Origin of the sequence: Labilithrix luteola, assembly GCF_001263205.1 — a bacterium.
GTDB lineage: Bacteria > Myxococcota_A > Polyangia > Polyangiales > Polyangiaceae > Labilithrix > Labilithrix luteola.
Window position 1 is genome coordinate 10,897,739 of sequence record NZ_CP012333.1, and the last position, 19,173, is coordinate 10,916,911.

Consider the following 19,173-nt stretch of genomic DNA (forward strand, 5'->3'; position numbering starts at 1 on the left):
CGCGGCGATGACACCGGGAGGAAACTCGTTGTAGAAGCGGTTCCTGATGTTCGCCGTACGCCGTCCCCTCGTGCCCGCCGTCTTTCTCGTATCGAGCGTGCTGATTGCGTCGGCGATGCATGCGCGTGGCGCCAGCGGCGAAGAGCCGAAGGCCGATGCCGGCGCGTCGACAGCCCCCACGACGACGACGACGGCAGCCAGCGCAGCGAGCGCAGCGCCTGCCCCGTCGAACGGCACGCCGAACGCGCATCCTTCGTCGCCCTCGTCGCACGTCACGATCACGACGGCCGACGGCCGAACGGTGCGCTGCCGCGAACAGGCCGCTCAACCCTTCCTGATCCGCGGCAACTGGTTTCCCAAATCGAAAGACGCCGACGTCATCAAGGCGGGGCGCAAGATGCTCGAAGACTCCGTCAGGTACCGCACGGAGAAGTACGGCTACTTCGAGGGCTTCGGAAACCCGAAGGCCAACGCGCATCCGCCGAAGTTCTACGCGAAATCGACGAGCTTCATGGGCATGCCCCTGCAGGTACACGAGAGGATCATTCCCGCGCTCAAATGCGTGGAGGCGGCGCTGAAGGCGACCCCTGCCGGCGATGAGTACAAGCCGCGCGCGGCGGGCGGCATTCGCTTCAAGAACACCTATCGCGGGGTCGAGGTCTCGAACCACGTCTACGGCATCGCGATCGACATCGAGCCCGACAAGAACAGCTGCTGTGGATGTGTCGCGCCGTGGCCCGACCATCCCCTCTGCAAGGCGAAGAACAAGACCGTTTGGGAGCGCATGGCGATGCCCAAATCATGGGTCGAGGTCTTCGAGCGGTACGGCTTTTATTGGCTCGGCCACGACGTCCTGCAGGACACGATGCATTTCGAGTTCCTCGGCGACCCCGAAAAGATCACCGAGACGGCGGCGCTGTAGCGCTTGCGCTCGCCGAACGAAGGCCTATTAAGCGCGGACAATCCGCTGCTTCAGAGCGAGTCATGACCGCACACGAGTTTACGATCAACGTCACCGACCTCGACGCCGGTGGCAAAGAGTACGAGTTCCCCATTCGGGCTGCCTGGCTGCGCGGCGCCCTCGAAGAGAACGAGGCGACGGCTTCCACGGAAGACGGCACGCTGTCGCTCCGCGCCTCGAAGAGCGGGCACGACGTGGTCGTGCACGGCACGCTGGACGTGAAAGTCCACGTTCCCTGCGCCCGCTGCCTCGAGCCGTTCGACCTGCCGATCCACTCGGACATCAGCGTGCTCTACGTTCCGGCGGCCCGCATCAAGGCTCCCGGACCGGCCAAGAGCGAAAAATCGGACAAGGACGCCGAGCCCAAGAGCAAGGGTAAGGGCAAGGCGAAGGAAGCCGAGGAAGAGTACGAATTCACGTCAGAAGAGGCCGATACGCTCGGCTACGATGGCGAGACGGTCGTGCTCGATGATCTCGTCCGTGACGAAGTAATGCTCGAAATCCCCATGATCCCCTTGTGCTCTGACGGCTGCCCGGGTATGTCCCCCGCCCCCGAGGAGCGAATTGCTTCCGCGGAGGAACCGGAAGGCCAAGGTATCGACTCGATCGATCCACGGCTGGCACCACTCCTCCGGTTCAAGAAAGAAACGAAGTCTTAGAAACGGAGTTATGCCGTGGCTGTCCCGAAGCGACGAACGAGCCGATCGAAGCGCAACATGCGGCGCGCCAACCACGACAAGGTCATTGCGGTCCAGCTGATCGCGTGCCCCAACTGCGGCGAGCCCGTTACCCCGCACCGCGCCTGCTCCTCCTGTGGCCACTACAAGGGCCGCGAGGTGAAGGCCGCGAAGCCGGCCAAGTAAAGGCCGCGCAGCGCTCTGATCTCGGGGGAGCTCCCCCTCGTCCTTCGCCCGGTCGTTTTTCGACGGCCGGGCGATGGCGTTCTGGCGAGCTCCGCTGTGATCGGAATCGCGGGGTGACCCGCGATGGGGCCGTTTGTAGATCTGTAAACCACAAGGCTGGGGCAACGTGCCCACGGTCGATGTGCCGATCTATCCAAGGCCCTTTTTCTGCGCTGTGCTAAAGACCTTGCCGCCCCTCATGATCACGCCGGCATCCCGCATTCTCGGTACGGGTCACTACCTCCCGTCGATCGTCCGCACGAACCTCGACCTCGAGAGGATGGTCGAGACGAGCGACGAATGGATCAGGGAGCGCACGGGGATCCGTGAACGACGCATTGCCCCCGAGGGCATCGTCACGAGCGACATGGCCACCGCGGCCGCGAAAAGCGCGCTCGAGGCTGCGGAGCTCAAGCCGTCGGACATCGACATGATTCTCGTCGGGACCGTGACGCCCGACATGCCGATGCCGGCCACGGCCGTGTATGTCCAGCAGAAGCTCGGCGCAGGCAGCTGCCCGGCCATGGACCTTTCGGCAGCGTGCGCAGGCTTCATCTTCGGTCTCTCGATCGCGGACCAGTTCATCCGCTCGGGGACCATGAAGAACATCCTCGTCATTGGCGTCGAGCTGCTCTCGCGCGTCGTGAACTGGGAAGACCGGACGACCTGCGTGCTCTTCGGAGACGGCGCGGGCGCGGTGATTCTCGGCCCCGCGGGCGGCGCCACCACGACGGACGGCAAGCCGCGCGGTGTTCTTTCGACCAAGATTCAGTCGGACGGGGCGCTCGCCCAGTCCCTCATGATCCCTGGTGGCGGATCGGTGACCCCCATGAGCCTCGAGGCCCTCGAGCTCAAGCGTCACAAGGTCCACATGAAGGGCCAGGACATCTTCAAGGTCGCGGTCAAGAACCTCTACTCGGCGACGAAAGAGGCTCTCGACTTGACGGGCATGACGGCCGACCAGGTCGACTGGATCTGCCCGCATCAGGCGAACCTGCGGATCATCGACTTCGCGGCCACGCGTCTCGGCGTGCCCAAGGAGAAGGTCCTCATCAACATCGACCGCGTCGGCAACACGTCGAGCGCGTCGATCCCGATCCTCCTCGACGAGTCGATCCGCTCGGGCAAGGTCCACGCGGGTGACACCGTGGCGATGTGCGCGCTCGGCGCGGGCATCTCTTGGGGCGGCGCGATCATCCGGTTGTAACAGGCAAACGCGACCGTCGCAGGTATACTGCGATCGATGACGCGTTCCCGAGTCCTCGCACTCGCCGCCGGCATGAGCCTGACGGCGCTCGCGCCGGCGTGCACCAGCACGGCCAACGTTTCGGACGTCCAGATGGCGCTCGACTCGGGCGGTCTGCGTAAGCGCAACGTCTTCTACACCGACTCGAAAGAGATTCACTGCGTCGCGGAGATCGGCATCGGCCGCGAGGGAGTGACCATCGAGGGTGTCATTCGTCAGCTGCAGCGCTACGATTTCACCGAGCGGAAGTTCTTCGAGACGAACCGCGTCATGGCCTATGCGGAGAACTCGCCGGCCCGTGCAGACGGCCCGCAGTACTTCGACGTCCAGCTGCAGAAGACCGACGACCAGGGTAACAACGGCGACGACGTGCCCTTCTACCCGGGCCGTTACCAGTGCGAGATCCGGCTCGACGGCGAGCTCAAAGGCACCGCACTCTTCAACGTGCTCTTCCCGGACTGCCCTGCCTCGCAGATCAAGAAGAGCGCCATCTGCATCGGGTTCTACGAGGCCGACAAGCAGTGCCCAGCGTACGGCAACACGTCGACCGACGACGCGCAGTGCACCTGCAACACTGACAAGGGCTGGCAATGTCCATGAACGACGCGAAGACGCGGCGCCGCACGATCGCGCGCATCGGTTGGGTCTGCCTCCTCGGTCTAACGCTCGCGGCCTGCATTTTCGACAAGAGCGACTACCAGGGCGGCGGCCACCTTGACCGCGGTGCGACGGCCGGAACGGCCTCGTCGGACGCGAAGAAGACCCCGACCGGCAACACGGACAACACCGACGAAGCGGACTCCGGCGGCGGAAACGCACTGCCGCCCTCGAGCGGAACGCCGAGCAGCACGTCGACGACGCCCGTGAAGGACGCTGCGGCAGAGTAGACCGCGCGTACACGCGGGCGACGGCTCGACGCGGTCGACGCGCTTGACGCGACTCGTCAGCCGAGCCGCCTCCCTTGGCCTCCGCGAGAACCTGCGCTATCTCGCGCGCCCATGCAGATTGCGTGGCTCTTTCCAGGCCAGGGATCCCAGGCCGTCGGTATGGGCAAAGATCTCCTCGAGGCATCGCCCGCGGCGCGCGACGTGTTTGCTCGCGCCGACGCTGCTCTCGGTGAGTCGCTCTCCAAGCTCATTCTCGAAGGCCCCGAAGACGCCCTCACGCTCACCGCGAACGCGCAACCCGCGCTCGTGACGATGAGCACCGCGGTGCTCGCCGCGATTCGCGAGAAGTACCCGCAGCTCGAGAAGCCGCGTTTCGCGGCCGGACACTCGCTCGGTGAGTACTCCGCGCTCGTCGCCGCCGGTGCGCTCTCGCTCGAAGACGCCGTGCGCCTCGTGCGTGCGCGCGGTCGCGCGATGCAGGGCGCGGTTCCGCCGGGCGAAGGCGCGATGGCCGCCATCATGGGCGCCGATGCGAGCCGCCTCGAGCAGATCTGCCGCGAGGTCGCCGAAGAGAAAGACGCGGAGGGCAATGCCTACGGCACCGTAGCCTGCGCGAACTTCAACGCGCCCGGTCAGATCGTCATCGCCGGCACCGCGCGCGCCGTCGCTCGCGTCTCCGAACGCGCCGGCGAGGAAAAGGCGAAGGCCATTCCGCTCAAGGTGAGCGCCCCGTTCCACTGCGCGCTCATGGCCCCCGCCGCCATCGTCGTGCGCGACGAGCTCGCGAAGGTCGACGTGAAGCCGTTCGACTTCCCCGTCGTCGCCAACGTCGATGCGCGCCCGAACTCGGACCCCGCGCGCGTGAAGGAGCTCCTCGTGCGCCAGGTCGACGGCGCCGTTCGCTGGGAGCAGGCGATCCGCTTGATGCACATGGAAGGCATCACGCACGCGATCGAGATCGGACCGGGCAAGGTGCTCGCCGGCCTCGGCAAGCGCATCGCCAAAGAGATGAAGATCCTGAGCGTCGGCGACGTCGCCGGCGTGAACGCAGTCGGTGAGTTCCTCACCGAGCAGCCTGCAGCCTGAAGGAAACCGAGGACGACATGTTCAAGTTGGACGGCAAGATTGCTCTGGTGACCGGCGGCTCGCGCGGCATCGGTCGCTCGATTTGCGAGGCACTCGCCGAGCAGGGCGCCACCGTGGTCGTGAACTACGTGAAGGGCGAGGCGCAGGCCCGCGAAGTCGCCGACGGCATCATCGCGCGCGGCGGCAAGGCGGAGATCATGGGGTTCGACGTGGCCGACATGAAGGCCGCCGAGACCGCGGTCGAAGAGGTCGTGAAGAAGCACGGCAAGCTCGACATCCTCGTCGCGAACGCCGGCATCTCGATCGACGGTCTCCTCCTCCGCCTGAAGGAAGAGGACATCGATCGGCTCGTGCAGGTGAACCTGAAGGGCTCGCTCGCGTGCGCGCGCGCCGCCACGAAGGCGATGATGCGCGCCAAGACCGGCCGCGTGATCTTCCTCTCGAGCGTCGTCGGTGAGATGGGCAACGTCGGTCAGACGGCGTACTCGGCCACGAAGGCCGCTCTCCTCGGAGCCGCCAAGTCGATCGCGCGCGAGTTCGCCTCGCGCAACATCACGGTCAACGCCGTCGCGCCGGGCTTCATCGACACCGACATGACGAGCACGATGACCGATCAGATGAAGGACTTCATTGTGAAGTCCGTTCCGCTCGCACGTACGGGCACGAGCCGCGAAGTGGCGGCGGCTTGCGCGTTCCTCGCGAGCGACGAGGCGGCGTACGTCACTGGCCAGGTGATCCGCGTGAACGGCGGTATGTACGTCTGATTGCGTACGGGCCTTCCGCGACGCTCGAGACCGGAACTCCGTCACCCGATGGACGCCGAATCGCCCCCCAAAGTACGAGGCGCGTGCGAAAAGGCCGGTTCTATCACGCAGAGCGTCAAGGACAGGACCCCAGGAAACCCGTGGGTTTCGGCGCTACGCCGACTTCCCACGCTGCGAAAAACAGGTCTGGTTGCACACGAGTTGAAGGCTGTGTAGAAAGCGGCCGTGTGCGGGTGCAAAAAAACCGCACGCCCCGGTCTCTTCCGGTCTCTTCTCCATCACTGACTGACGGAAATCCAAAAGGGAACAGACGAATGGCCCAAGACATCGCGAGCGAGGTCAAGCGCATCATCAAGGAGCAGCTCGACGTCGAGGAGAAGGACATCAAGGCGGAATCGACGTTCATCGAGGACCTCGGCGCCGACTCCCTCGGTCTTGTCGAGCTCGTCCTTGCTTTCGAAGACGCCTTCGAGATCGACATCCCGGACGAGGACACGGAAAAGATCCGTACCGTCCAGGACGCCATCGACTACATCGAGAAGCACGCGAAGAAGTAAACCCCTCGCAGAGCTGTACATATGGAACGCGTCGTCATCACTGGCATTGGTCTCGTAACCCCCGTTGGAATCGGACGGGTGGAGTCGTGGCAAGCTCTGCTTTCGGGCACGAGCGGCATCGCCCCCATCACCCAATTCGACACCACGGGCTTCCGGGTTCGTATCGCGGGTGAGGTCAAAGGCTGGGATGCGACGCGCTTCATCGAAAAGAAGAAGCTCAAGGAGATGGATCGCTTCACCGAGCTCGCGCTCGGCGCAGCAGCGATGGCGATCCAGGACTCCCAGCTCGAGCTGACGGACGAGGAGCGAAACGAAGCCGGCTGTTTCATCGGCGTCGGCATCGGCGGCCTCTTCACGCTCGAGAAGACCAAGCAGACGCTGATGGAGAAGGGCCCGGCGAAGATCAGCCCCTACTCCATCCCGGGCATCATCGCGAACCTCGCCGCAGGCCAGGTCTCGATGGCTCACGGTCTGCGTGGTCCGAGCTATTGCAACACCAGCGCCTGTTCGAGCGGCGCACACGCGATCGGCGAGGCGGCCGAATGGATCCGCCGCGGTCGCGCACAAGTTATGGTCACCGGCGGCGCGGAAGCGACCGTCACGCCCGTCGGCATCGGCGGCTTCGAGGCGATGTACGCGCTCTCGAAGCGCAACGACGACCCGCAGGGCGCGAGCCGTCCGTTCGACAAGGGCCGTGATGGCTTCGTCGCGGGCGAGGGCTCGGGCATCATGATCCTCGAGTCGCTGACGCGCGCGAAGGCGCGTGGCGCGAAGATTTACGCAGAATTGACGGGGTACGGCGCGTCGAGCGACGCGAACCACCTCACCGCCCCTGCCCCGCGCGGCGAGGGTGGCCAGCGCGCGATGAAGATGGCGCTGAAAGACGCGGGCGTGTCGCCGGACCAGGTCGACTACGTCAATGCGCACGGCACGTCGACGCCGCAGGGCGACATCGCCGAGTCGCAGGGCATCGCCGCGGTCTTCGGAGACCACGCGCTCTCGAAGAAGCTCTGGGTGAGCTCGACCAAGTCGATGATGGGTCACCTGCTCGGCGCAGCCGGCGCGGTCGAGGCCGCGGTCTGTGCACTCGCGATCGCCGAGGGCAAGATCCCGCCGACGATCAACCTGCACGATCAGGATCCGGAGTGCGTGCTCGACTACGTCGCGAACACGATGCGTGAGCGTCGCGTGCGCCACGCCCTGAGCAACTCGTTCGGGTTCGGCGGCACGAACGCATCGCTCATGCTCTCGCGTTTCGAGGGCTGAGCGACTTCTCGTTCTCGCGCCCGTTCTCGACGACGTTTCTCCGTTCTTACCTCTCAAAAGAAAGCAGCATCGACGATGAGTCCCGTGCGTATCGCCATTGCGTCCGATCACGGTGGCTTGAGGTTGAAGGCCGAGCTCAAGGAGCTCCTCGCGAAGAGCGGCACTCCGGCCGTGGACCTCGGCGCGCACGACGCGGCGAGCGTCGACTACCCGGACTACGCGCACGAGCTCGCGAGCGCCCTCGTCGGCGGCAAGTTCGACCTCGGCATCCTCGTCTGCGGCTCCGGGGTCGGCATGTCGATCTCGGCGAATCGCCACAAGGGCGTTCGCGCGGTCGTCTGCTCCGACGTCTACACGGCGAAGATGAGCCGCTCGCACAACGATGCGAACGTGCTCTGCCTCGGTGAGCGCGTGGTGGGCCCCGGCCTCGCCTGGGAAATCGTCTCGACGTTCCTTGCCGAGCCCGCCTCGACCGACGAACGCCACGCACGGCGCCGCCAGAAGATCGAGCCGGGATGAAGTGCCCATTTTGCTCGAGCATCGAGAGCAAAGTGACCGACTCGCGCGCATCGGCGACGGGTGACGTCATCCGCCGTCGTCGCGAGTGCGAAGGCTGCGCGCGCCGCTTCACGACCTACGAGCGTGTCGAAGAAGTCCTGCCCCTCGTCGTGAAGAAAGATGGGCGGCGCGAGGTCTTCGATCGCCAGAAGGTCCTCGCGAGCCTGCGCCGCGCCTGCGACAAGCGTGCGGTTCCCCTTGCCCGGCTCGAGCAAACCGTCGACGGCGTCGAGCGCGAGCTCATCGACGCGGGCGACAAAGAGATCACGAGCGAGAAGGTCGGCGAACGCGTCATGGCGCAGCTTCGCGAGATCGATCCTGTCGCCTACGTTCGCTTCGCCAGCGTGTACCGCCAGTTCCGAGACATCGACGAGCTTCGATCGGAAATCGATCTGCTCGCGCGCGTCAACCAAGAGGGCCCGGTCCAGTCATGATGCCGAAGCAGGAGCGCCGCGCTCCCAGCCCGCCCGCGGACGAGCCTGCGCCCACCTCCGTCGGCGGATCCGTACTGAGTGAAGACGAGCGCTGGATGGACCTCGCGCTCCAGCACGCGCGAAACGGTCATCCCTCGCCGAACCCGCACGTCGGCGCCTTGCTGGTGAAGAACGGCCAGCTCGTCGGCGTCGCGCACCACGAGCGCGCGGGCGGTGAGCACGCCGAGGCAGGCGCCATTCGTGCCGCTGGCGACAAGGCCGCCGGCGCCACGCTCTACGTGACGCTCGAGCCGTGCAACCACCACGGACGCACGCCGCCCTGCACCGACGCCATCATCGCCGCCAAGATCGCGCGCGTGGTCGTCGGCGTTCGCGATCCGAATCCCAACGTCGAAGGCCTGGGCGTCGAGAAGCTCCGCGCGGCCGGGGTCGACGTGACGCTCAACGTCCGTGAACCGCAGGCTCGCGCCTCGATCGCGCCGTGGCAGAAGCACATCACGGTGGGCCTGCCATACGTCTCCCTGAAGCTCGCGCTCTCGCTCGATGGCCGCATCGCCACGCGCAGCGGTGCTTCGAAGTGGGTCACCGGTCCGGACGCCCGCGCGAAGGTGCACTTGCTCCGCTCGCGCAACGACGCGGTCGCCGTGGGTATCGGCACCGCCCTCGCGGACGATCCGCGCCTCACGGTGCGCGACGCGCCGGGAGACAGCCCCGTTCGCGTCGTGTTCGACACCAAGCTGAGGCTCCCGATTGAGTCGCGTCTCGTTCAGACGGCACGCGAGACCGAGACGCTCGTGCTTTGTGGGACCGACGCCTCACAGGCCGCCGAAGACGAGCTCGCGTCGTACGGGGTCGAGTGCCTGCGGACGTCCCAGTCGACGGAAGGCCGCCTGGACGTCCAGGCAGCCCTCCGCTTGCTCGCCACGCGTGGGATCGTCTCGCTGATGGTCGAAGGCGGCGCCGAGCTCGCAGGGAGCTTCCTGGCCGGCCGCTTTGCGGACGAGCTTCATGTGTTCGTGGCCCCCATCCTCCTCGGCCCGCGCGGACGAGCTGGCGCGGTCGACTGGGCTGGCCCCGATACACCTCAGCAGGCACCGCGCATCGCGACCCCGGCTTGGGAGCTCGTCGGTCACGACGCCTACGTGCACGGACCGCTCGTCTACCCCGAGTGAGTTGCGCGCACTCGCGCTCGCTTGCGGACGCTTGCCAAGGCGAATTGCGACGTTTCGTGTTCCTACCGCCGGCGTGGGCTCGCGCGAAAGGCGTTCCGGGGTTAAGCTGCCGTCAGCGATGATTCGGACGATCCTGCATTACCCCGACAAGCGCCTCCGTGAGGCCGGCAAGAAGGTCGAGGCCTTTACTCTCGAGCTCCAGCAGCTCATCGACGACATGGCCGAGACGATGTACGCGGCGCCCGGCGTGGGCCTCGCGGCAACGCAAATCGGCGAGATGCTTCAGTTGTTCATCGTCGACGTCGCGGGAGAGGACGAGCCGAGTGATCTGCGCGTGTTCATCAATCCGCAAATCCTCGAGCGCGACGGCGAAGTCTCTTGGCAGGAGGGCTGCCTCAGCTTCCCCGGCGTCCAGGAAGAGATCGATCGTGCCGAAAGCGTTCGCGTTCGCGCCCAGGACCGCCACGGCAAGTGGTTCGAGCTCGAAGCCGACGGCCTTCTCGCCATCGCGATCCAGCACGAATACGACCACCTGCAGGGCGTCCTGATGATCGACCACATGGGCGCGCTGAAGAAGCGCCTCACCCATCGCAAGATGGTCAAGCGCGCCGAGGAACAAGCCGCTCCCTGACGCTCTCCGACCGCCGCCGAGAGCGTCCCCCCGAAGCCCCTTCTCCTCACCGGAGCGGGGGCTTCGTCGTTTCCGCGCTCGCCCGCTTACCCGGCGCAGGGACTTCGAGGTTTCCGTGCGACCCCCGCCCCCCGTAACGCCCTACAGTTTGGAAGGGCCTACGTGGGGGAAAGGCGGCGGTTCCTATCGCGCGCAGCGCGAGCGCCGAAGGCGACCGCCGCCGCCGGAGGGGAGGCTCAAAACCGGAGGTTTTGAGGGGAACCGGAGGTTCCCTACATGGGAAACGCCGGAGGTTCCCACGAGCCTACCGGACCTTCTTGAAGAGGGCGGGATCGAGCTTCGTGCCGCGCGCGGCGAGCTCGTTGGCGAGGCGCGGGACGACACCGGTGGCCGAGAAGGTGCCGTCGGTGGCGTCGGGCGTGAAGACGAAGAGATCGCGCGAGACGAGCCCCTTCGCCGCTTCGCTACCGAGCTCCGCGATGCGCATCACGCGGACGCGGCCGTCGGGGAGAGTGCTGACCTCGATCGCGATGTCGAAGGCGTCGGCGACGACGTCGCGCATGCCTTCGAGGGTCAAGCCCGGGCGATGGAGCACGAGCTGCGCGACGAGGCGTGAAAGTGCCTGACGGAGCGTCGCTGCGTGCATACCCGCATAGACGCCGTCGACGCCTTCCGCCGTCACTTCGACGGTGGCTGCTGCCACGCCGCCCGCGAGGCGTGTGACGACCAGACGATCGGGATGGAGGCGTGAAGCCGCCCGGACGCACGCTTCGCCATCAGCGAGGGAGTCTGCCGGCGAGAGCGTCACGAGGTGAGCGTTGCCGACGACGATCTCTTCGGCGTCCTGGACGACGGCCACGCGTTCGCCCGGCGTACCGGCGGTCGCGAGCGCAGTCAGGAGCAGCGGCGCGGCATCGCCCGAGACGAGGACGTTGGAGCGCGCGGCCACGCACGCCTCGAGGAACTGAGCCATCGGCTTCGAAAGCGAGCCGTTGCGAACGAGCTCGTCGAAGCTCGTCTCGATGCGCGTGCGCTTGCGAACCGTGGCGACGAGGTTCGTCGACGACGGAGGAACGACCGCGACGAGCGAAGCGCGGGCGAGCCGGCGTTCGATGATCGTCTGGCCGGCCGCCAGAGCCTCGCCTCCCTGTGCGGCGAGGCGCAGGACGGCGCGATGAAGGGCGTCTTCGCTGCTGAACGAGAATCCTTCGCTCACGACGGAGTCTCCGCGAAGCGTGAAGATCTGGTCGAAGCGAACGCAGTGGATCTCCTGCACCTCGTCGTCGTCGAGGAGCGGCCCGAGGGCGCCGAGCCCCACGAGCTCACGGTGCGCGTCGCGAACAACCTGCTCGAGGTCGACGTCTTGCGGGGCTTCGCCCTCGTTACGCATCGCCGTCGCCTGATCGCGCGCGGCACGCTCGATCTGGCTAGCAAGCACCTCGCTGACGGTCGGAGCGCCACGCAGCGGCGCAAGGTCGACGGTGTCGGCGATGCGCCCGAGCAACATGGTCATCGCCAGGCGACGCGCAGCCTGAGCCGGCGGCTCCTTGGCGGGCATGCGCGGCGGAGGCGCGGTCGGACGACGTGCCGGCGCGGACACGACGGCCGGGCCCGAGCCCGTTACCTGGGGCGCGGAGGGCTGGGGCGGCGGAGGCGCCGCAACCGGCGCGGGCGCCGGGGGCGGAGGCGGAGGCGGCGCCACGGCCGGCGCCGAAGCAGCCGGAGGCGGCGGAAGCGGGGCAGGCGCGGGCGCCGGGGGCGGAGGCGCAGCCGCGGGGACCGGGAGCGGAGGCGCAGCCGCCGGCTGGATCGGCAGCATGGGCGGCGCGGTGGCCGGCTGCTGGAGACGCGGCCCGAGCGGCGGCGGCGACATCTGGTTGAGCGGCATCGTCATCGGCCGCCCCGCCATCGACGGCGCAGGCGGAGGCGCCGAGGGACGCGGCTTCGGCACCTGGATGGGTGCACTGTCGTCGGGATCCTGCTCGAGCGGATACGCGTTGAGCTGGCCCGTCGGCACGTTCGAAACGTTCTGCGGCTGCGGCTTGGGAAGCGGCGCACCCGGCGGGTGGGTGGGCGCCTTCAGCGTGACGGCCGGCGGAGGCGGAGGTCCGGGCGCGCGCGCAGGAGCGGGAGCCGGAGGTACATTCGGGCTCGCCGCTACGTTCCCGTTGGCGTTCTCGCGACCAAGCGTGCGGATCGATTCCTCGTCGCTCGAGGCCGTCGGCACCGCCGCTCCCCCTGCCCCGTTCGCATCGAGGCGGAGGACGAAGTCGCCAATGTAGATCTTGTCGCCTTCGCGGACGATCGTCGCTTGCGCGATCTTACGTCCGTTGACGTACGTGCCGTTGGTGCTCTTGAGGTCGGTGACAATGAACCGACCATCACGAAAGAGCAGGCGGGCGTGGTGCTTCGAGACGTTCCCCTTCGGGAGCATCAGGTCGTTCCCCTGAACGCGCCCGACGTTGATCTCGTTTTTGTCGAAGCTCTCGCGCCGCTCCGCCCCGCCTTTTTCGCTAATGATGATGGAGAACACGCGTTCGATCCCTCTGAGCCGGCTGGAGCGTGCAGACGCCGGTCGAACAGCTGAATACAGCGCACGCAAGCGCTACGCACAGCTGAACTTCGAAGGGATTGTCAGGGACTCTTGCGCACCCTGTCAATTCCGCAGGGCAGAATCCCCACAGCGCCCCCGGGCGGCTGCGCTGTAGAACGGTGACGACGGATCAGTCGCGCTGCTCGCGGCGCGCCTTCACGTCTGTGGTCACCATGCCGAGGAGCTCACCGGCGAGCGCGACCACGTCCTTCTCCGAGTAGCCGCTCGAGCGAAGCTCGCGATAAATCGTCTTCGCGAGGATCGCGAGCGCCCGCGGATCACGAGAGGAGGCGCCGGGATTCGGATCGAAGGGAAGTGCCATTGCCCGCCTGCAATTCAAGTGACGTGCCATCTTTGCTCAAGCGTAATTTCTCGATATTTCGACATGAACGACATCGGAGACGCGAACGCAATTGCCCACTTGGACTGTGCAACGGGCCAGCAGGCGCGTAACAATTTTCGCACCGCAACGTTCGCTTCCTAGGTCGCTTCTCCGCAGCTTCGTGGTTCCACACGGTTCGCCGTTTCACGCGGCTCTTCCCAACCGTTTCGGGATGGTAGGGTGCCGGGCCGATGACGGAAGGCGCTTCCGACACTGCGGCAGAGCCGTCGAAGGTGGAGCTTGCGGAGGCCGACGCTGAGAAGAGCGCGGTCGGCGAGGCCGGTTCGAGCGGAGATTCGACCTCCAACACCAAGACGACGTCCACCGAGCCGGAGCCGACGGGCTTCCGCCGCTGGATGACGCCCGAGAGTCGCTCCCGACGACTGCTGATCGGCGTCGGCATCTGGCTCGTCTGTACGATCGTGTTCGCGATCGTCGCTGGCGATCGCATGTGGGTCCACACCAAGGACAACCACTTCGCATTCCTCGCCGACGCGTGGCTCCATGGACGGCAGGCGCTCGTGGGCTCCCCTCCGGCGCACTCGGCCGGCAATGACTGGGCGCAGTTCGAAGGGCGTTGGTACGTGAGCTTCCCGCCCTTCCCCGCGATGTTGATGCTGCCGTTCGTGGCGCTCGCGGGTGATCCCGACAACTTCCGCGACGCTCAGTTCATCGTCTGGCTCGCGGGCATCGGTCCGGCGGTTCTCTTCCTCGTGCTCGAGAAGCTGCGGCGCACGGCGCGCTCCGACCGTAGTGAGATCGACAACATTCGACTCGCCCTGCTCTTCGCGTTCGGCACGGTCTACTTCTTCACGGCGGTTCAGGGCACGGTATGGTTCGCCGCGCATGTCGTCGGCGTCGCGCTGATGGCGCTCTTCGTCCTCTGCTCGCTCGACGCCAAACGGCCAGCCCTCGCCGGGTTCTTGCTGGGCTGCATGTTTCTCACGCGCGTGACCACAGTGCTCGTCGCTGTCTTCTTCGCGTTCGAGGCCATACGTGTAGCCTACATGCGTCCGACGCACGGCTCGCCACGCGAACTGCCCTCGGAAGGTGACCTCGTCGACCGCGCACGCCTGGTCGCGCGCAACCTCGACTACGGCGTACTGCTGCGAATCGTGGGCACCTTCTGCGTACCGGTGCTCGTCGCGATCGGGTTTGCCTCCTGGTACAACTTCACGCGGTTCCACGACCCGAGCCCCGCGGCGTTCGGGCACGAGTATCTGAAGATCGGCTGGCAGACGCGCATCCAGCAGTGGGGTCTCTTCAGCTACCATTACCTGGGTCGCAACCTGTCGGCGATGCTCGCGGGCCTTCCGTGGCGCCCCTCGCCGAAGGCCCTATCGTCCTTCGGCGGCGTGCCGTTCAAGGTGAACGGGCACGGCTTGGCGCTCTGGTTCACCACGCCATTCTACCTCTGGCTGCTCCATCCCAAGCGCAAGCTCGGGTGGCTCGGTACGGCGGCACTCGTCGCCACACTCGGCCCGTTCATCGCGAACTTGCTCTACCAGAACAGCGGATGGGTGCAGTTCGGCTACCGCTTCTCGAACGACTACGCCGTGCTGCTCTTCGTGCTTCTCGCCATCGGAGCCCGCAAGCTCGGTCGTGCGTTCTGGCTCTGCGCGGCGTGGGCGCTCGCATGGAATCTCTTCGGCGCCGTGACGTTCGATCGGAATGGCGCGTATTACGCATTCGACAACGATCACGTCTACCAACCGGACTGAACCTCATGGATCGCCGCGCACCTTCACGCCACAGCCTGCTGTTGCTCACGCTGGGCATCGTCGCGCTCGGTGGGTGTACGAAACCGCCGCTCGCTCCGCGCCTCGCGGCCGGCGTGGGACAGGCCGCGTCGATCACCGTGACGAGCCCTGCGTTCGGCGGAGGCAAGGCGATCCCGATCGACAACACGTGTGACGGCAAGGATCTGTTTCCCGAGCTCGTGATCAGCTCACCGCCGGACGGCACGAAGTCGCTTCTCGTCATCGTCGAAGATCCCGACACGTCGTCCGGAACCTTCACGCACATGGTGGCGTTCGGTCTGTCGCCTGAGCTACGCAAGATCCCCGGCGGCGAAACTCTCGCCGGCGCCGGCGACGACGCGCGCTACGGGCTCAACGACTACCAATCCGTGCGCTACGCAGGTCCCTGCCCCCCGCACGGCGAGATGCATCGCTACCAATTCCGGGTCATCGCGCTCGACACGATGCCGAAGATCGCCGAAGGCGCCCCGCGAGCCCGTGTCGACGAAGCGATCGACGGCCACATCCTCGGCGAAGGCGTCCTGACGGGCACCTTCGGCCACTAGCCGTCGGCGGCCGCCATCCCCGAGAACTCACTGTCAGTCAGATCTTCGCAAGCCTGCGAAGTCAGCGAGGTTCTTCGTCTCGAGCGAGCGCGCGAGAACTCACTGTCAGTCGGAACTCCAGCCGCGAGAACTCACTGTCAGTCGGAACTCCAGCCGCGAGAACTCACTGTCAGTCGGATCTTCGTAAGCCCGCGCATCTCTTCCCGAACCGGCCGGCGGCGCCGAGAGCTCAATGTCAGTCGGCTCTTCGTAAGCCCGCGAACGCACATCCGCGGTCCCGGGCGCGAGAACTCACTGTCAGTCGGGTCTTCGTAAGCCCGCGGCCCTACGTCAGGGCCCCGGCCGGGACGCGATGGCGGCCGGGGACTCAATGTCCGTCGGATGTTCGTAAGCGCGCGGGGTCAGGTCACTTCTTCTTGTCGTCGCGCGAGATGGTGACGCTCTTGATGGTGACTGCCTCGATCGGGCGGTCCATCGGGCCGGTCTTCACGTTGGCGATGTCGTGCACCACCTCGACGGGCGCGCACTCGCCGAAGATGGTGTAGCCGCTGTCGAGGTGCGCGGCGGCGGCGTCGGTGATGAAGAACTGCGCACCGTTCGTGTTCGGACCGCGATTCGCCATGCAGAGCAGGCCCGCACGATCGTGCTTCGCGCCTTCCCAGAGCTCGTCCTTGATGACGTAGCCGGGCTCGCCGCTGCCGTTGCCCTTCGGATCGCCCCCCTGGATCATGAAGCCCTTGATGACGCGGTGGAACGTCGTTCCGTCGTACGCGGGCTTGTTCACCCACTGCCCGCTGTTCGGGTCTTTCCACGGACGCTTGCCCGTTGCGAGACCGATGAAGTTCGCGACCGTCACAGGCGCCTTGTCGTCGTAGAGACGGCACTGCAGCGCCCCCTTCGACGTGTCGATCTTGGCGACGATCGGGCCCGAGCCCTTCAGGTCTTTCGTGGCGTCGGCCAGGGTGAACTTGCCGTCGAGCGGATCGCCGCCCGAGCCGGGCTTCTTCGCCGCCTCGGTCGTCGGCGGCGGCGTCGGCGCGGTCGCCGTGGGCGCGGCCGACTTCTGGGCCGTGGCGGTCGACCCCGCGTTCGTCGTCGTCTCCTTGCTCGGGGGCTCGAGCTCCGGAGGAGCGCCTTTGCAGGCCGAAGCCCCAAGACTCAACGTGGCGAGCGTGACGAGTGCGAGCGAGCGGACGCGAGAGAACGAAGGCATGGCGCAGCTTTTTAGCACACGCGCGCAGCGCCCGAGAGCACCGCAGAGCACCGGAGCGCCCCCCGACAGGATCTCGCCGCTCGGAGCGCGCGATCAGCGAGCCGCCGCGGGCAGTCCGAGCTTCTGGCCGGCCTTTACGCCATGGCGCTGCGTATAGCCGCCGTTGACCTCGAGCACATACGTCGACGGCTTGCCGACCGTCCGCGACGTCTCCGTCATTGGTTCGGCGTTCTCGACGATTCCCACGATCGTGCCGTCGTCGTCGACGAAGAGCATGTCCAGCGGGATGCATGTATTCCGCATCCAGAAGATGTGCTCGCGGCGTTCGCCGAGGCGGAAGAGCATACCGTGGTCTTCGGGCATGTCGCGCCGGTACATCAGGCCCTTCTCGATATCGTGTCCGGTCTTGGCGATCTCCACGTCGACACGTGGACGGCCCGGCGCGTCAGGGAAGGCGACAACGGCCGTAGGCAGGTTGCTCTGGCCCTCGGGGTCGACCGGGCAATTCGCAACCGCGTGCGAGCCAGTCGTCGCGGTGGACGGCGCCGCGCTCCCGACGATGGCCGGCGCGGACGGACGCGGGCTGCCCGGATTCAGACTCGTCACCGCGGTGGAGCCAATCGGCGTGGCCGAAGGCGGCGGCGCGGGCTCCGGGGGCGTTCGGCTGCATGCCGCCACCGCGAAACCAAGGACTACGAGCACCGAGAGACGAGAGGTACGTCGCATCGGCGGGGGACTCTCGCACGCGCCGCGGAAGCGCGCGGACAAAAGAAAAGCACCGCGTCCGGGCTCGGGGGGGGTAAGCCTCAACGCGGTGCCGCTCGCCATTAAGCGAATTTCGTGCCAGTCGTAACATGCTGAAATCACATCGCCTAGCCAGGCGATTCCGTGCAGACCTGAAAGAACTGCGATCAAGGCTGAAACCGTCGCTGCGACGAAAATGCTCGAGCTTTCTCGGGCTTGCAAGTACGCAAGGTCCTCTTCGACAGCCCTCCGGAGCGCCCGCAGCGCGCGGCATGCGCCCGTCGTCGTCTCGAGCGTCAACGGCGACGAGCACCGCGTTCGTCTATCGCGCGGTCGCACAACGAAGCTGGCTCATTCGCTCGCTCGCGTCCGCGAAGCCGGATCGAGATCGCGATGCGATCGATTCCGGCGTCGATCGGAGCGTCGACGAACCTGTATTCTTGCCATCATGACCGATGACGCGCGCGAGCCGCCGAGCACGCTCAAGGGCCGCCTTGCCGACGTCTACGTCCCTGCCCTCGTCTCGGGTTCGCTCGAGGCCCTCTCTCGTCGCCTCGGAAACCGTGCGACCGTCGATGATCCGCTTCACGGTCGAGCATCGAGCCTCGTGTCCCTCGACCCGTTGATCGGAAGAGCCGCGGCGTACTTCGCGCAAGGCGCGGCAACGTATCGCCACGTGGCATCGACCACGGGTGTCGATCGCGACGCCGCGGAAGGCATGCTCTCGATGACGATCGGCGGCGAAGCTTGCCGAGTGCCGATCGCCGTCGTTGCCGAACGCCGACGCCTTCGGGAGATCGAGCTCCGTATCTACTATGCGCCCCCGGCACGACCGGTGCGCTTGCCTCGCTCACCGCTCATGGGTTCGCCCATCGACACGCCGCTTCCTCGCCTCGTATCCACCGTCGTCGACAGTCTTCGCACCGGCGCGATCGAGCAGGCGCTCACCAGCTTCGAAGAAGCGGGGCGCGCCGTCGACGGCCATGGCAAGGAGCACGCGAAAGCGAACGGCGCTCTCGGAGCGTTCCTCGCCGAGCTCGGGCACATCGACGTCGTGTCCGGCGGCGCTGCCGACGACGGACGCACGTGCTGCGTCGAAGTCACGCTCACTCGCAAAGGTAGCGAGTCCTCCCCTGCTCTTCTCTCGTTCGAACGAGGCGACACCGGCCTCGTGCGCGAGCTACGCGTCTACTGGGAGTGACGCGTCAGACCAGCTTCGAGACGGCCTCGCCGAGCTTCTCGCAGCACGACTCGTACTTGAGGTCGCCGTTGCCGGACGCGTCGAAGTGCAGACGCACGTCGGTCGGTCCCCTGCCGTGCGTGGGGCACTTCGCCTTCGCGAGCCGCGTGCCCACGTCGCGTGCGGCCGCCTGCAACGCAGACACCACACGCTGATCGCGAACCTGATCGAGAGGCATGACCTTTCGCCCAACCGCAACCGTAACGCGCACTGAGAGCATACCTCGATGGGA

General features: G+C 66.5%; 22 protein-coding genes. 17 read left to right on the top strand and 5 right to left on the bottom strand.

What is annotated here, in order from left to right; all coding sequences use genetic code 11:
* Nucleotides 1-46: 46 nt before the first annotated feature.
* The 14 genes from AKJ09_RS46945 to def all read left to right on the top strand — a co-directional run bounded on the left by AKJ09_RS46945 (nucleotide 47) and on the right by def (nucleotide 10,464).
* The gene (locus tag AKJ09_RS46945) at nucleotides 47-922 is read left to right on the top strand and encodes a M15 family metallopeptidase (protein ID WP_146654382.1); all 876 of its coding nucleotides are present in this window, start codon (nucleotides 47-49) and stop codon (nucleotides 920-922) included.
* A 62-nt stretch (nucleotides 923-984) separates the two neighbouring features.
* On the top strand, nucleotides 985-1,620 hold the full coding sequence (locus AKJ09_RS46950; RefSeq protein ID WP_169928504.1) for a YceD family protein: 636 nt from the start codon (nucleotides 985-987) through the stop codon (nucleotides 1,618-1,620).
* A 15-nt stretch (nucleotides 1,621-1,635) separates the two neighbouring features.
* Nucleotides 1,636-1,824: a 50S ribosomal protein L32 gene (gene rpmF, locus AKJ09_RS46955; RefSeq protein WP_146654384.1), complete on the top strand. Its 189-nt coding sequence runs from the start codon at nucleotides 1,636-1,638 to the stop codon at nucleotides 1,822-1,824.
* A gap of 226 nt (nucleotides 1,825-2,050) precedes the next feature.
* Nucleotides 2,051-3,070 (top strand): beta-ketoacyl-ACP synthase III, encoded by a 1,020-nt coding sequence (locus AKJ09_RS46960; protein WP_275936711.1) that lies wholly within the window; start codon nucleotides 2,051-2,053, stop codon nucleotides 3,068-3,070.
* A 36-nt stretch (nucleotides 3,071-3,106) separates the two neighbouring features.
* Complete coding sequence (locus tag AKJ09_RS46965; protein WP_146654385.1) at nucleotides 3,107-3,709, top strand: hypothetical protein; 603 nt, start codon at nucleotides 3,107-3,109, stop codon at nucleotides 3,707-3,709.
* Nucleotides 3,706-3,996, top strand: coding sequence for a hypothetical protein (locus AKJ09_RS53865; protein ID WP_169928506.1), 291 nt, complete (start codon nucleotides 3,706-3,708; stop codon nucleotides 3,994-3,996). Before AKJ09_RS46965 ends, AKJ09_RS53865 begins: the two co-directional genes overlap by 4 nt.
* A 111-nt stretch (nucleotides 3,997-4,107) precedes the next feature.
* Entirely contained in the window at nucleotides 4,108-5,082 is a 975-nt protein-coding gene (gene fabD / locus AKJ09_RS46970) for an ACP S-malonyltransferase (protein WP_146654386.1), read from the top strand.
* Nucleotides 5,083-5,099: 17 nt separating this feature from the next.
* Nucleotides 5,100-5,846 carry a 3-oxoacyl-[acyl-carrier-protein] reductase gene (gene fabG, locus AKJ09_RS46975; RefSeq protein ID WP_146654387.1) on the top strand — a complete coding sequence of 249 codons (747 nt, stop codon included), beginning with the start codon at nucleotides 5,100-5,102 and terminating at the stop codon, nucleotides 5,844-5,846.
* Nucleotides 5,847-6,160: 314 nt separating this feature from the next.
* Nucleotides 6,161-6,403 (top strand): acyl carrier protein, encoded by a 243-nt coding sequence (gene acpP, locus AKJ09_RS46980; RefSeq protein WP_146654388.1) that lies wholly within the window; start codon nucleotides 6,161-6,163, stop codon nucleotides 6,401-6,403.
* A gap of 21 nt (nucleotides 6,404-6,424) precedes the next feature.
* Nucleotides 6,425-7,669 (top strand): beta-ketoacyl-ACP synthase II, encoded by a 1,245-nt coding sequence (fabF, locus tag AKJ09_RS46985; RefSeq protein ID WP_146654389.1) that lies wholly within the window; start codon nucleotides 6,425-6,427, stop codon nucleotides 7,667-7,669.
* 75 nt (nucleotides 7,670-7,744) lie between these two features.
* Complete coding sequence (gene rpiB, locus AKJ09_RS46990; RefSeq protein WP_240488867.1) at nucleotides 7,745-8,188, top strand: ribose 5-phosphate isomerase B; 444 nt, start codon at nucleotides 7,745-7,747, stop codon at nucleotides 8,186-8,188.
* Nucleotides 8,185-8,661, top strand: a complete 477-nt coding sequence (nrdR, locus tag AKJ09_RS46995; RefSeq protein ID WP_146654390.1) for a transcriptional regulator NrdR — start codon at nucleotides 8,185-8,187, stop codon at nucleotides 8,659-8,661. Before rpiB ends, nrdR begins: the two co-directional genes overlap by 4 nt.
* Entirely contained in the window at nucleotides 8,658-9,833 is a 1,176-nt protein-coding gene (ribD, locus tag AKJ09_RS47000; protein ID WP_240488868.1) for a bifunctional diaminohydroxyphosphoribosylaminopyrimidine deaminase/5-amino-6-(5-phosphoribosylamino)uracil reductase RibD, read from the top strand. The genes nrdR and ribD overlap by 4 nt, the downstream gene beginning before the upstream one ends.
* Before the next feature lie 118 nt (nucleotides 9,834-9,951).
* Entirely contained in the window at nucleotides 9,952-10,464 is a 513-nt protein-coding gene (gene def, locus AKJ09_RS47005) for a peptide deformylase (protein WP_146654391.1), read from the top strand.
* A 304-nt stretch (nucleotides 10,465-10,768) separates the two neighbouring features.
* Here def and AKJ09_RS55855 read toward each other — a convergent pair whose 3' ends face one another.
* On the bottom strand, nucleotides 10,769-12,997 hold the full coding sequence (locus AKJ09_RS55855) for an ATPase, T2SS/T4P/T4SS family (protein WP_146654392.1): 2,229 nt from the start codon (nucleotides 12,995-12,997) through the stop codon (nucleotides 10,769-10,771).
* 190 nt (nucleotides 12,998-13,187) lie between these two features.
* Nucleotides 13,188-13,379 carry a hypothetical protein gene (locus tag AKJ09_RS47015; protein WP_146654393.1) on the bottom strand — a complete coding sequence of 64 codons (192 nt, stop codon included), beginning with the start codon at nucleotides 13,377-13,379 and terminating at the stop codon, nucleotides 13,188-13,190.
* A 251-nt stretch (nucleotides 13,380-13,630) separates the two neighbouring features.
* On the opposite strand from AKJ09_RS47015, the gene AKJ09_RS53870 reads away from it, so the two are divergent.
* Together AKJ09_RS53870 and AKJ09_RS47020 are read left to right on the top strand one after the other, a co-directional pair.
* A complete protein-coding gene (locus AKJ09_RS53870) occupies nucleotides 13,631-15,160 on the top strand; it encodes a hypothetical protein (protein WP_169928507.1) in 1,530 nt (509 codons plus the stop codon).
* A gap of 5 nt (nucleotides 15,161-15,165) precedes the next feature.
* A complete protein-coding gene (locus tag AKJ09_RS47020) occupies nucleotides 15,166-15,744 on the top strand; it encodes a YbhB/YbcL family Raf kinase inhibitor-like protein (RefSeq protein WP_169928509.1) in 579 nt (192 codons plus the stop codon).
* A gap of 406 nt (nucleotides 15,745-16,150) precedes the next feature.
* Here AKJ09_RS47020 and AKJ09_RS47025 read toward each other — a convergent pair whose 3' ends face one another.
* Together AKJ09_RS47025 and AKJ09_RS47030 are read right to left on the bottom strand one after the other, a co-directional pair.
* Nucleotides 16,151-16,957 carry a peptidylprolyl isomerase gene (locus AKJ09_RS47025; RefSeq protein ID WP_146654395.1) on the bottom strand — a complete coding sequence of 269 codons (807 nt, stop codon included), beginning with the start codon at nucleotides 16,955-16,957 and terminating at the stop codon, nucleotides 16,151-16,153.
* A gap of 93 nt (nucleotides 16,958-17,050) precedes the next feature.
* Nucleotides 17,051-17,683, bottom strand: coding sequence for a DUF192 domain-containing protein (locus AKJ09_RS47030; RefSeq protein WP_146654396.1), 633 nt, complete (start codon nucleotides 17,681-17,683; stop codon nucleotides 17,051-17,053).
* A gap of 466 nt (nucleotides 17,684-18,149) precedes the next feature.
* On the opposite strand from AKJ09_RS47030, the gene AKJ09_RS47035 reads away from it, so the two are divergent.
* A complete protein-coding gene (locus AKJ09_RS47035) occupies nucleotides 18,150-18,902 on the top strand; it encodes a hypothetical protein (RefSeq protein WP_146654397.1) in 753 nt (250 codons plus the stop codon).
* Nucleotides 18,903-18,906: 4 nt separating this feature from the next.
* On the opposite strand, the gene AKJ09_RS47040 is transcribed toward AKJ09_RS47035, so the two are convergent.
* A complete protein-coding gene (locus tag AKJ09_RS47040) occupies nucleotides 18,907-19,119 on the bottom strand; it encodes a hypothetical protein (RefSeq protein ID WP_146654398.1) in 213 nt (70 codons plus the stop codon).
* Nucleotides 19,120-19,173: the final 54 nt, after the last annotated feature.